The sequence below is a fragment of the uncultured Shewanella sp. genome, from assembly GCF_947501225.1.
In the GTDB taxonomy this organism is placed as follows: domain Bacteria; phylum Pseudomonadota; class Gammaproteobacteria; order Enterobacterales; family Shewanellaceae; genus Shewanella.
Genome location: NZ_CANMUW010000020.1, coordinates 55,201 through 67,665, shown reverse-complemented (window position 1 = coordinate 67,665; position 12,465 = coordinate 55,201). Strand labels below are relative to the sequence as shown.

9 protein-coding genes and 1 tRNA gene are annotated in these 12,465 nt (G+C 45.5%); 5 read left to right on the top strand and 5 right to left on the bottom strand.

The window, feature by feature from the left end; translation table 11 throughout:
* Positions 1 to 612: 612 nt before the first annotated feature.
* Positions 613 to 2,250 carry an ATP-binding protein gene (locus tag Q1B47_RS19685; protein WP_299797697.1) on the bottom strand — a complete coding sequence of 546 codons (1,638 nt, stop codon included), beginning with the start codon at positions 2,248 to 2,250 and terminating at the stop codon, positions 613 to 615.
* Between the two features lie 236 nt (positions 2,251 to 2,486).
* On the opposite strand from Q1B47_RS19685, the gene Q1B47_RS19680 reads away from it, so the two are divergent.
* Positions 2,487 to 3,098 (top strand): superinfection exclusion B family protein, encoded by a 612-nt coding sequence (locus Q1B47_RS19680; protein WP_299797694.1) that lies wholly within the window; start codon positions 2,487 to 2,489, stop codon positions 3,096 to 3,098.
* Positions 3,099 to 3,227: 129 nt separating this feature from the next.
* Here Q1B47_RS19680 and Q1B47_RS19675 read toward each other — a convergent pair whose 3' ends face one another.
* The gene (locus Q1B47_RS19675; protein ID WP_299797691.1) at positions 3,228 to 3,356 is read right to left on the bottom strand and encodes a DUF3149 domain-containing protein; all 129 of its coding nucleotides are present in this window, start codon (positions 3,354 to 3,356) and stop codon (positions 3,228 to 3,230) included.
* A gap of 362 nt (positions 3,357 to 3,718) precedes the next feature.
* On the opposite strand from Q1B47_RS19675, the gene Q1B47_RS19670 reads away from it, so the two are divergent.
* Positions 3,719 to 3,803 (top strand) — tRNA-Leu (locus tag Q1B47_RS19670).
* A gap of 189 nt (positions 3,804 to 3,992) precedes the next feature.
* Here the strand turns inward: Q1B47_RS19670 and Q1B47_RS19665 are convergent.
* The gene (locus Q1B47_RS19665) at positions 3,993 to 4,667 is read right to left on the bottom strand and encodes a TorF family putative porin (protein ID WP_299797688.1); all 675 of its coding nucleotides are present in this window, start codon (positions 4,665 to 4,667) and stop codon (positions 3,993 to 3,995) included.
* A gap of 633 nt (positions 4,668 to 5,300) precedes the next feature.
* Here Q1B47_RS19665 and nrfD point away from each other — a divergent pair.
* Genes nrfD through Q1B47_RS19650 form a run of 3 tightly spaced genes read left to right on the top strand, consistent with a single transcriptional unit; the run spans position 5,301 to position 10,008 of the window.
* Entirely contained in the window at positions 5,301 to 6,197 is an 897-nt protein-coding gene (gene nrfD, locus Q1B47_RS19660; protein ID WP_299797685.1) for an NrfD/PsrC family molybdoenzyme membrane anchor subunit, read from the top strand.
* 9 nt (positions 6,198 to 6,206) lie between these two features.
* Positions 6,207 to 6,923, top strand: a complete 717-nt coding sequence (locus tag Q1B47_RS19655; RefSeq protein ID WP_299797682.1) for a 4Fe-4S dicluster domain-containing protein — start codon at positions 6,207 to 6,209, stop codon at positions 6,921 to 6,923.
* Positions 6,924 to 6,927: 4 nt separating this feature from the next.
* On the top strand, positions 6,928 to 10,008 hold the full coding sequence (locus Q1B47_RS19650; protein WP_299797679.1) for a molybdopterin-dependent oxidoreductase: 3,081 nt from the start codon (positions 6,928 to 6,930) through the stop codon (positions 10,006 to 10,008).
* A gap of 229 nt (positions 10,009 to 10,237) precedes the next feature.
* On the opposite strand, the gene Q1B47_RS19645 is transcribed toward Q1B47_RS19650, so the two are convergent.
* The gene (locus Q1B47_RS19645; protein WP_299797676.1) at positions 10,238 to 11,200 is read right to left on the bottom strand and encodes a LysR family transcriptional regulator; all 963 of its coding nucleotides are present in this window, start codon (positions 11,198 to 11,200) and stop codon (positions 10,238 to 10,240) included.
* A 148-nt stretch (positions 11,201 to 11,348) separates the two neighbouring features.
* On the bottom strand, positions 11,349 to 12,434 hold the full coding sequence (locus Q1B47_RS19640) for a site-2 protease family protein (protein WP_299797674.1): 1,086 nt from the start codon (positions 12,432 to 12,434) through the stop codon (positions 11,349 to 11,351).
* Positions 12,435 to 12,465: the final 31 nt, after the last annotated feature.

Below are 12,465 nucleotides of genomic sequence, written 5' to 3'. Positions count from 1 at the left end.
CTGTGCCGGAAGGCTGACGATACCGTTATCATCTATCGATGCCTGTAAACTTACCGCCGAAGAGAATATCCGCTAAAGAATTGCCAGCTAAGGAACTGAAATAACCTTAGCTGGATTGGTTTTCCCTGTGCCGGAAGGCTGACGATACCGTTATCATCTATCGATGCCTGTAAACTTACCGCCGAAGAGAATATCCGCTAAATAATTGCCAGCTGAGGAACTGAAATAACCTTAGCTGGATTGGTTTTCCCTGTGCCGGAAGGCTGACGATACCGTTATCATCCATCGATGCCTGTATACTTACCGTCGAAGAGAATATCCGCTAAAGAATTGCCAGCTAAGGAACTGAAATAACCTTAGCTGGATTGGTTTTCCCTGTGCCGGAAGGCTGTCGATACCGTTATCATCCATCGATATTTGGATACTTACCGCCGAAGAGAATATCCGCTAAAGAATTGCCAGCTGAGGAACTGAAATAACCTTAGCTGGATTGGTTTTTTCTGTGCCTGAAAGCTGTGTAACCCTCCCCCCTAAAATAGCCTCCTATAAATTTGGGCTGCCAGATTAAGGGAGAAGATTCATCTAAGCCGGAGGAGAGAATGTCTTCAGGGCTTACTTGAAGCTTTCAGATAGGTAGTCTCTGTCCGGTTCATGATGAGGGGCGGTCACAGGGAAAGATATATGGAAACAGGCACCACCAAGGGGACATTCAGGTTCCAGTTTGATATTTCCTTTCAGTAAGGTGGCGGCATTAAATGCAGCAGACAGTCCCAGACCTGTTCCCCCCTGACTGCGGTTAGTGGTATAAAATGGCTCAAAAATATGAGTCGAGGCTTCATCAGATATCCCGATCCCATTGTCTTGTATAGAAATGTTGAGCCGGTCGTCTTGCAAGCGGGCTCTAATCAAAATGATGCCCTTTTCTATCTGCCCGAAAGCGTGTGAGTAGGCATTTGACAGAATATTGGTGATGATCTGCTTGAGCAGGCTCTGATTTGTCGTTATCTCAAGAGCCGGATCCAGATCGAATTGAACATCCACATCCTGGTCACCAAACAGAATCTTCATCGCCTCATGGTTTTCCACCAGGCTCTGTTTTAAATTGAAGCTTCGCTTCTCCTCCAGGCTTTGCTGAGCGGCAACGGTTTTAAACTTCTGGATAAGCGTACTTGCACGGGTAATATTGCTGACAATTAATTCGCAACTCTCCTGGTACTCCTCCAGTATCGAGTTGATCTCCTCCAGGGTAGCATTTTCACTGTGGATCAGCTTGATAAGCTCCTGAATATGAGTGAGTTGAGAGCTGGCGGCGGTCAAACAGATACCTATTGGGGTATTAATTTCATGGGCGACACCGGATACCAGTCCGCCCAGAGCGGCCATCTTCTCCTGTTCGACGAGAACTTCCTGAGCACGCTTAAGTACCAGTAGAGATTGTTCCAGCTCTTTCGTCCGTTCCTTAACCTGTCTGGATAGTTCATCTTTATAGCTGGTTTCTAATTCGAGCAGGCGCTCTCTGTCTGCCAGCGCATCCTGCAACTCCTGTTTTGATTGTTTTATGTCAGAAAAGGAGCGGCGAAGCTGCTGTTGCATGGTGTTAATTGCATGAGAAACTTGTTGGAATTCATCTTCCCTTTTACTTTTATTACCAAATATCAGAGGTTTGGCCGGGCTATCCAGATCTATCTGTTGGCAATATTGACTTAAGCTGTGCAGATGTCGGGTCACCATATACCAGACTAAAAACAGAATGAAGCCAGCCACAATGAAGGTTTTTATGGCGTTAGAAAGTAAGATAATTATGGCGCGATCCAGGAGCTTGTCGTAAACTGCCCGCAGATCGGCCTGCACGAGTAGCGTCCCGACCGGGATGCTATCGCTACCTGAGCTATAGAAGAGCTCGAAAGACTTCTCGATGGTATTTTCTGGTGTTGGCGTACCGGCAATCCAAACCTGCCCGCTGTCATCGTTTATGGATATATAGGTAATATCAGGGAGTTGAATCAAGCCATTGAGCTGGGTGTTGATAAGTCTCTCGTCGATGACCCAGATGCTGGCAGCCAGCACATCTAAATTGACTTTTTCGATACTGGTAAATTGGCGAGATATTCTGTCGACATCGCCTCTATAGTCATTAACAAGTTGAAAGCCTGTGGTCAGTAAGGTGATGACGGAGCTAAACAAGACTATCGACAACGTCAGCTTTCGACCTATTGGGCTTTTAATGAGTCGGCCAGTAAATGTCTGCATGAACCCTTTTCTTGTGTATCGAAGTAAATAATTCAGCTCAATCAGCAAAATAACCCGCTAATTGAGCAGCCATCAGTAGCTATAAGCATAGACCGCTTCCAGCGTTCTTGAGCAAGTTAGTGCGTTAAAAACAAAGATAAAAGCCGAAACTTAGTTGAACGAACTGCTTAGAGAGTTTATGGCATCATTTTTGCTTTATCTTCAGTAAGTACAGATTATTGACACTAGGTCTCTTTATGCAGAAATTAAAATTTCAATTCATTAAGCAATCGAACCCTAAACAGTTTATCTTCAGCTCGATGCTCTGGTTAGCCATTGTGAGCGGTGTATTGCTATTTTTACCAAAGACACTGCTATCGGCGTTGAATCTGGAACAAGCCGTGGCAGCTAATTCTCACTTTATTGGCTTAGGTCTAATCATCGGTGTTGCTTACCTTCTGACTCAAGTACTTAACTATTTTCTGGATCAAGCGATTGGTTATTTAAAGACCAAACGTACCACAGAGATCATCGAGGAGAAAGTAAAGCTGTTAGACCCAACGGAGAGAGCTCTTCTGAGAGAGTTTTTTCTTCAGGGTGAGACCATTTTGACATTGCCTCAAAATGAGCCGGCAGTAACAAGCTTGCTTTCTACCAATATTATTGAACATCTGGGTAATCAGAAGCATTACGCAATTCAAGGCCCCACAGCGGACTACAAGATCTCTATGAGAGCAAGAAGCTACCTGAATCGTCAGGTATTAAGGTTGCCGGCGGGGGAGCCCAGCCAGGAGGAGATGCAAAATCTTATTAAGGCAAGACCGTCCTTTGCACATAACCTGGTAACAACCCGAAAGCACGCGGCATAAATCTGACACATCTTAGGCGCTGCGACTCTGGAGCAGAGTTGAGATAACTTGCTAAAAAGATGGGGGCTTCATTGCCCCCATTGCATTAGAGACAGCAAGTGTTTTTGCTGTTTCATCGAAACCTTGTGTTTATTCCGGCTTAGACTTGGAAATAAACAACCACATCAGATAGGACATGATGCCTATTGTGGTGAAGATAACTATCATAGATAGCAGACCTATCGGATTACCAAACATTAAATCTAACCAGAAAGCCATGGGCGAAATCCTCTTTCTAAAAACCAGTATTCATTACTTTCCCCTAAATTAGTCTTGTTTCCTTGTTAACAAGCTGATCTCGATCAATAAAGTTGGCAAAAATATGAACAAGTTGAAACTTATGCAGAAGCTATTTGAGAGACTGGCGCTGTCAAGGCTTTAGGGGGGGACGCCAGGATTCAATACCGTAATAGGTACACTAGCCACCGATATAATTCGAGGGTTGACCTTTGATGAAGATAAAGAGTGAAATTTGTCCGCTTAATCTTCTTCTGCTTTTAAAAGGCTTGCCATTATCATCTGCAAAGGTATAATCGCCGTCACTTACTGAGCTCTTAGCTCCAGTTAGTCTATTTGATTAAGCCGGTGTGGTGGAATTGGTAGACACGACGGATTCAAAATCCGTTGCTTTCGAGCGTGACGGTTCAAGTCCGTCCACCGGTACCAATCGAATACTCTTTATAAGAGATACTCTCGTTTGAGAGATATGAACCTGCCTTTGAGCAGGTTTTTTTATGCCTGAAATTTGTCCCTGTCATGTTCATTAAAAGCAATGGAGCCCCTATTAATCAGCTCCACTGCTCAATATTAATTCAGGTATTAACTTCCCTTTAGAGAGCAATTTCAAGCAGAAAGTCAAAAGTTATATGCTAATCCAACCATATAGTGGTCGTCGTTGAACTCGTGATAACTGGCTTCCAGCATCAGATCCAGCTGTGACAGCAGCGGATAGCTGTAACGCAGTGCGATATCGTAGGCCGTATCAGCCACTTTTCCATTGTCATCAAATTCGTAGGCTTCGGCATCGGTAAACAGGCCTGCATGTGCTACCAGGCTGCCGTTAAATAGCGGGAATGAGTAGTTTAGTTCTGTATACCAAGCTTCTACGTCCTGATCATAATTAACCGCCAGATTCATTGCCTGATAATCTACCGAAAGTGCATATTCCACAGTGTCGCCGCCATCGCCATAGGTGTACTTCATGGCGTTGAAGCCAAAGCCAAGATCGTCAGTGGCCATCAGGTAATAACCGCCGTAGTAGTCTATCTCGTAATCCTTGACCACAGTATCTGCGTCCTCATAACGATAGGTCTCGAATGAGGTTCCCAAATAGAAGCCACTGTCATGTTCGACCATAAGATCGGCTTGGAGCGATGGCTTATCATCACTAATTGTCTGTCCGCGCCAGAGATAGTTGCTAAGTCCCATCATCACTCCCGAGGTGGTGAATTGACTCTCTTCTGCTGAGACCGGTTGGCTTGTGGTTACTGTCATTGCCATGATGCAAGATGCTAATAGTAACTTCTTCATTATTATTCCTTATTTAATATTTTAGTTGATAATGAAACAATTTTATTTATTTTCTGATTGGTTTTATTTGGTTGTATTGTTGCTTGTTTATTTGTTTGTATCTTTGTTCTATTTATATTCTACATTTTAAGCCTTTTAATAAAACTTCTTGCTTTTAAATATTTCGTAACGCTAACGTTTTTCTCTAAAATTGTGACTGTTGTTTTTATTATTCATTTTGTGCATATCAATTTTTCGTTTTACGAAAATAGGTGTTAACTTCAAGAAAGTTTTTCTTGTGGCAACGTGCTCACCTGGTTAAGTTGTTGTTTTTAAGGTTTTTGTTTCCGGCTTTGGTTTGTGGTCTTATGGTGCTCTTTGTTTTTTACTATTCGGGAAATGTGTTTTGCATGATGTGTGAAATATGGGGAGGGTCAAATAAATAGAATGGAATTATAGAGAGTGTTTGTAGTGTGTATTTAAAAGGTTTTTAATTTACTCGGAGTTGGTGTTGTTTGTTTGACTTTGTTTCATTGTTTTTGTCGGTATTAAGTCGTAACTGACAAGTTCACAGTATTAAATTGTAGCTTGTATGTTTCAGGGGACTAATTAATAAAGTTATAAGAGTGGTTGAGTCATGATAAGGAATAAATTATGAATGAAGTTCATTGGGGGCTGTTAGTTGCAGCTTATCTTTTTTTAGCCGGTGCTGGTGCGGGGGCATTGTTTATCAGTGGGAGTCTCGTGCTATCGAATAAGATAGAAGATAAGCACCACTTAGATACGGCCAAGCTAAGTGCCATTATGGGAACACTGTTATTGATTATTGGCACGGGAATGATCGTATTCGATCTAACCTCGTTTCAATATGGAATTGCTCATGGTGATATGAGTAAATTCTTCCGTTTCTATCGTCTGTTTATGACGTTCGAGCCAAGTTCCATGATGAGTATAGGCACCTGGCTGCTTACTTTGGCGATCATCTTTGCAATGTTATTTTGTCTCTCATTCAGAGCGAAAGCTAATCGACCTGGCTATAGCCGACCATTTGCAACGGTCAATGCAATTTTGGCTATCTGCGTTGCTTCATATACGGCGTTACTTATCGGTGATATTAACCATAACCTGGTTTGGTCAAACAGTATTTTAGTGGTGATCTTCTTACTGTCAGCCCTCTCCTGTGGCGCGGCCGTGGTATTAATTGTCAAAACCCGTATTAAGGTAACTGATACCAATCACTCCTTCGCAAAATCAGATTCTGCACTGCTGACGTTTGAGTTACTCACGGTTTGTGTCTTTGCCTATAGTATTAGAAATGTAAGCATATTCAACGGAATAGACAACCTGCTCTCTATCAAAAGTGATGCCGGTGCCATCTGGTGGATAGGTGCGGTTCTCATCGGTTTAATCATTCCCTTATTACTGAACTTAACGTCAATCATCGGCAAGACTGTCGCCTCTCATAGAAAAGAGTATCTGTTAGCTGTGTTGATATTAATTGGTGCATTTTGCTTGCGCTACTCGGTTTTACTCGCTGGTCAGTATTATTAGGAGTCAATGATGTTAGATAGAAGAAGAGCCCTCAAATTATTGGCTGGCGGTGCAATTGCGACGACCGGGGTGACGTTTATGCCTGCGGGCAACGCTATTGCCGCCATTCGTCAGCAGGGGAAAAAGCGTCTGGCCATGGTGATCGATCTTGGCAGGTGCAATGGTTGTAAAGCTTGTGTCGTCTCATGTGGCATGGAAAACGGTAATGAGCCAGATGAGCATCGTACCCAAGTGATCCAAACCAGTGCGGAAATTGGTGACAAGCAGTATGCATTTAATCTACCCATCATGTGTAACAACTGCGATAAGCCATCATGCGTGTCAGTTTGTCCGACGGGGGCGACATTCAAGCGTGAAGAGGATGGCATAGTCGTTGTGGATTCTACACTCTGCATAGGATGTAACTACTGCATTCAGGCGTGTCCCTATCCTGGGGTCCGTTTTACCAACTCGAAAACCGGCATTGTTGATAAGTGCAACTTCTGCATTCAACGAACCTCCAGAGGCCTTCTGCCCGCCTGTGTCGAAACATGTACCGGTGGCGCACGTGTCTTTGGTGACATTAATGATATAGACAGCGAACTGTCGAAGCTGCTTAGTCAGAGTGACCCTATGGTGCTGCAAGCAGACAAACAGACATCTCCTAATGTCTTTTATATTGGTTTAACGCAAGAAGAGAGCAACACCGCGTTTAGTACACATGCCCCACAACTTTGGCAGAGGTAGCCTCATGGATCGTAGAAATTTTTTAAAGGCGGGATCGGCTGCCGCAGTTATGACAACCGCAGCCATAAGTGGCAAGGCCACGAGTTCGGCTGGCAACAAAACCAGCGATGCGGACATAAGCAGGTATGCGCCCACCTCGTTAACTCCTGAATATCATTTCGACGCGGATAACAACTTGATTGAAAACCCTGAGCAACGTTTTGCATTTTCCAAGTGTTATGGTTGTTTCAATGTCTGTGGAGCGCGGCTGAGTATCGATAATAAGACCGATAAGGTTTTGCGTGCCGTGGGTAATCCATACACCTTAACTAATAACGCCGGCCAACCAATGACGATGGAGACATCGCCAAAAGATGCTATGTTCCAGCTCTCTGCTGCCAGCGGCTTGAACCAAAGTAATCGGGCAACGCTTTGTGGCAGAGGTAACGCAGTCCCCGACGCTTTTACTGATGAGCACCGAGTGACTCACTGCTTGAAACGAGTCGGTAAACGTGGAGAGAATAGGTGGAAAACAATATCTTACGAGCAATTATTGCAAGAGGTCGTTGATGGAGGTGATCTCTTCGGCGAGGGGGATGTTGAGGGGTTGAAGGCGATTCATGCTAATCCGGCATTAGCCAACCCGGCTTACCCGGATTTTGGTCCGGTCAAGAACCAGCTGCTGGTTTCAACGTCATCTGAACAAGGTGCACGCGCCGACTTCATGCATCGCTTCGTTTCCGATGCCTGGGGAACCCCCAATATCGGCACCAAGGACTCCTATTGCGGCCACCAACAAGTTGCAGGTTGTGCTTTAGGCTGCTTCGATGCCGTCGACGAGATGGCGCTGCCACAGGTAGATTATGAAGAGTCAAAGTTTGCTATTTTCATAGGCACTAATCCAGGTACCAGTGGTAATGGTCTGAATGTTGGTTCCCGTCGTTTATCCAAGGCTCGTAGCGAGCGTGATGACTTTAAGTATGTCGTCATCGATCCTATTCTGCGCTCGTTGACTTCGGAAACTGATACCACAAATGGGGAGTGGTTGCCGATTAAATCCGGTGGTGATACGGCATTAATGTTTGCGATGCTGCAGTACATCATTAATCATGAACGTTACCGCAGACCTTATCTGGAGGCGCCCAGTCAGGCAAGTGCCGATGCTATCGGTGAGATAAACTACACCAACGCCACCTATCTTGTGGTTAAGGATAAGAAGCATCCTCTCTATAATCAGTTTTTGACTGCGGAAGCCTGTGGTTTAGGTGATGCGGACGTGAAGATGGTGATAGATAAGCAAACCGGCAAGCTGGCCACCGGTGACAGCGAGCTGGCGGCGCGGTTGTTCTATAAAGACAGTGTAACGCTGGACGATGGTTCACAGGTACAGGTTGAAACAGCTTTCTCTCTGCTCAAGCAGCGCGTTAATACTCACTCCATGCAAGACCTGTCCAAGCGCTGTGGGATCCCGGTTGCCAAGATAGAGGAGTTGGCCAGGGAGTTTACCTCTCATGGTCGTAGTGTCTCCATTGAAACCAATACCGGCTGCAACGCTACCGATGGCGGCCAGTTTGCCTTTGCCATGATCATGTTGGCGACTATGGTCGGCGCGCACAATGCCAAGGGCGGTATGATGCATATGGGCGGAGTGGGGTATTCCAGCATGTATGATATCTATGACGGTCCGCTCTATAACCTTATGGATTTCGAACATACTGAAGTCAGCGGGTTCAACGCCGAACGTTCCGGCGATTATGAGCAGAGCCATGAGTACCATGAGAAAGTGAAGCAAGGGGTGAACCCTTACCCTGCAAATGAGCCATGGAATAACACCTTTGTGCAAGATAACAGTGGTGAGTTGCTGGTTGCCCATGCCAATAAAAATCCATTTAACTTTAAGGCGTGGATCACCTGGTCTACCAACCCTATTTATGGTTGTTCCGGTCTGCAGGATCAGGTTGAAGACTCCATCAAAGACCCCAAACAGCTGGGTTTGATCATTGCACTCGATCCATACATCAACGAAACCAATGTTTTTGCTGACTATATTGTGCCGGATACACTGCAATATGAGGCATGGGCAAACTCACGCATGTGGGGTAGTGAGTATATTGGCGATGTGGCTTGTGTCCCGGTTGTCGAGCCCCGGACTGTTAAAACAGCCAGAGGGGAGCACGTCAATATGGAACAATTTATCATTGATGTCAGTAAGGCGATCGGCCTAAAGGGATTTGGTAGTAATGCATTTAAAGATCTGCAAGGTAAGCCATATTCCCTCAATACCCCGGCTGATTTCTATGTACCGCTATTTGCGAACATTGCTCATACCGGCACGGTATTACCTACGCCGACGAAAGAGGATATTAAGTTCACCAGTGTCGATAGGGCCCTGCCCATGTTTGAAGCGCGCCTGAAGCCGCAAGAGTTAGGGCCTACGGCATTCATGTTGACCCGTGGTGGACGTTATGAGCGTGTCGATGAGCGCTATGAAGGTGATTTTTTCAATGCGGCGATGCGTATGGATACTCAATTCCAGATCTATAACGAATCATTAGCCCGAGTAAAGGACTCATACACGGGGGAGTATAACGATGGACTCCCTGTGTATGATGTTGACCGCTTCTGGGATGGAACCGCTGTTCGCGAACACTGGAGTGAGCAGGATTATCCGTTCAACTTCTCCACATTTAAGTTGCATCTGCGCAGCCCATACTCAGTCTCTCTGCCTAGGATCACCGCATTAGGAGACACAAACTATATTCAGCTACATCAGGATGATGCCGCTAAATATAGCCTGAAGTCCGGCGATAAGGCTCAGGTTCTATCACCCAAGGGAAAATATTTAGAGGGGATAGTTCAGGCAGATAAAACCGTGGCCAGAGGCACCATTGTTGTTGGTATGGGATATGGCCATACCGAGTTTGGTGCCAGTGCGGTCGAGGTGGATGGCAAGATTCGTCCAGGGATCGAAGAGCGTGGTACAGGCATATGTCCCAATGCGTTTAATGTGGTCGACCCAACCCGAAAGGGGGCGAGTCTCTATCGCGACAGAACCTTCGGCTCGACGGCAAGGCATGGTGTCCCGGTGGGGCTTCGGAAGGTATAAAGCTGTGTGCTCAAACTTAAGCTGCCCCGTTGTTTATGTCAGCGCGGCAGGCTTTAGTTGAGCTTGCAGAGTGAATACTCATGTTTTGTTATATTGAGGAGTCAGTTGTTGTGCGCTTAGCCGGTGAATAAGCTGTTCCCCATCTTGTCGGCTATACAACACCTTTACCCTATATCCTCTATTTAACCTGTTAAATAGAGGATTTTTTACAGCGTTGTCATCCACTGCTTTAAGCGTTTAATGCCAGATACCACTCATCTCTGATGGAGTTAAACAGTTGCTGCTTTAGCCAGTGATGAGTCGCTGACTGATTAATTTCAGAGTAGATCAAGTAATTACCTACCCTGCGTCCTACGTTTATCATATTAAGGAGTTGTTCGGTAAGCTCATGGGGGAGAGCGCATGTTTGTATATGTGGAATTAAATCAAAGTAATCCCGGGTAAATACGTTGCAGCTCATCGAAATCGAGCCCGTGTCGATGATATGGCGGCTCAGCGCGGCGATGTTGTCTGTGGCTCCTGCGATATTAAGGCTCTTTCCTTGCCTTTTAGCTATCTGTTCCAGTAGTGGTGAACAGAGGTCGTTAAAATTATCCAGTGCAAAATAGCCATACTTGCATAGGTTATCTACATTGATCTCGCCGTCGAACACCGGGTGTCCGGTTTTGGCGATTAAAAAAAGCTCTTCGGTGGGTGATAGCATCTCGCTGATGATCTTATGATCCTTAAAGTGCTCATATACCACGGCAAAGTCTATTTCACCGTGTTCGATGGCTCGACTACAGTCACTGGACAGGGTTCTTATCTCAAACGTTAAATTTGGTGCCTGCGGTAAAACGAACTCATGGACGACTTTATTTATCACATAGGTAAATTCGTTATAGGCATAGATCTTAAAGTGCCCTTTCGCGGTCAGGGGGTTAAATTGGGTGTGGTTATGTTTGAGAACCTGATAATCATGGAGAAGCTGTTTTACACAGGGTAAAACCTGTATCGCCTTATCCGTTAAAACAAACCCTTGTGCCCGGCGAATAAACAGTACATCTTTAAAGATGTCTCGTAAAATGCCGAGATGTCGGCTTACCGAGGAGATACTCATGCCAAGTTCGTTGGCGACCAATCCGGCGTTCAAGTGACGACTCACGGATTCAAATACAATTAAGGAGTGATAGTCCAGCCGTTCAATATTCATGTTTGATACTAAATAATTCCTTTGTTATTTATTATCATATGGCTTTGATGACGGCAAATACGGGGTGTTAAATTTGAGTCGTGGCTTAGCTTTTAACGAGTCGGGCGTGATGGTTCACGCCCATAAGCCTAATTTTAGCTCTGCAATATTAGCTCTGAAGTATTTTCAGCGGTAAGCCCAGCATATCGTCGCCGGAGCCAGCCAGATACCAGATGATGGCAACCAAGGCACCTACAGTCAGAAAGTACCATGTTGCTGAAAAGAGTTGGCCATATCTGTCTAAGGGCAAGAGGTGGCTCTGGTGACGGGTTTTCCACTCAAACACAATCTCCAAACTCCCAATTAGCAATAAGAAGCCTAGTAGTGCCAAGCCCAGAGTATAACTCAGGTATACCCCGATCGCGGCTCCTGCGATACAGGCTCCGAGCCCCATGATGCTGTTCATTGAGAAGCTGATACTCTTTAGTATATGGCCCCCGTCTAATGGCAGTATAGGGAGTAGATTAAACAGGTTTAATAGCGCATTGAATGCCGCGAGCCCGGCAAAGAAGATATTTCCGGTTATCCAGTAAGCCAGCAATGAGAGCAGTGACATGATTAAACCAAAGGTTGGCCCCATTATCGAGATCACCACATCTTGCCATCGGGTATTTATCTTCTCATCGCTAAGGGCTAATCCTCCCATAAACGGGATAAGGTAGATCCCTTTCGTTTTCATTCCGAAGTGCTTCATCGCCCGAATATGGCCGTACTCATGGAACATCAGGCAGGCGATGAGTGCGAGTGCAAACTGGAAGGAGAATAGCCAGGAGTATGCGGCTACGCTGGCACCGGCCAATACGACTTTGATGACTTTGGCACTTTTGAGTAACTTGAAGCCTAGAGATGCCAGCCCGATCAAGCTTAGCTGCTTTCTGGCCTTGATTGGTTTGACGGGGACCTGGCGTTCAATATCTTTACTGTTGCGACTTCCCTGGGCAGTAACAGCTTCATCTATTATGAGCCGGTAATCGATATTGAAAGGCTGCCAGATCAGGTCGACCTCGAGACTTACCTTTATCGTACTGACTTGTGCTTGAGTGACTGGCACCGTGCCTGGAGTGTCCGCTTCAATAGGTTGAGGGAGCTGGCGCGTCAGCTCAAAATTGTGAATTTTAAGCCCTTCGTTATCGGCACTCGCCTGTTTTACCGAAACCAGTTCATCCCCCCAAAAAAGCTGTTGCCAGCCAGCCATAGACCCTTCCAGTCTCAGCTTTTTTCCTAAA

Excerpts from the sequence above, each read along its gene's own strand:
- Q1B47_RS19685 (WP_299797697.1), bottom strand. The coding sequence starts at position 2,250 with ATGCAGACATTTACTGGCCGACTCATTAAAAGCCCAATAGGTCGAAAG.
- Q1B47_RS19680 (WP_299797694.1), top strand. The coding sequence starts at position 2,487 with ATGCAGAAATTAAAATTTCAATTCATTAAGCAATCGAACCCTAAACAG.
- Q1B47_RS19675 (WP_299797691.1), bottom strand. The coding sequence starts at position 3,356 with ATGGCTTTCTGGTTAGATTTAATGTTTGGTAATCCGATAGGTCTGCTA.
- Q1B47_RS19665 (WP_299797688.1), bottom strand. The coding sequence starts at position 4,667 with ATGAAGAAGTTACTATTAGCATCTTGCATCATGGCAATGACAGTAACC.
- nrfD (WP_299797685.1), top strand. The coding sequence starts at position 5,301 with ATGAATGAAGTTCATTGGGGGCTGTTAGTTGCAGCTTATCTTTTTTTA.
- Q1B47_RS19655 (WP_299797682.1), top strand. The coding sequence starts at position 6,207 with ATGTTAGATAGAAGAAGAGCCCTCAAATTATTGGCTGGCGGTGCAATT.
- Q1B47_RS19650 (WP_299797679.1), top strand. The coding sequence starts at position 6,928 with ATGGATCGTAGAAATTTTTTAAAGGCGGGATCGGCTGCCGCAGTTATG.
- Q1B47_RS19645 (WP_299797676.1), bottom strand. The coding sequence starts at position 11,200 with ATGAATATTGAACGGCTGGACTATCACTCCTTAATTGTATTTGAATCC.
- Q1B47_RS19640 (WP_299797674.1), bottom strand. The coding sequence starts at position 12,434 with ATGGCTGGCTGGCAACAGCTTTTTTGGGGGGATGAACTGGTTTCGGTA.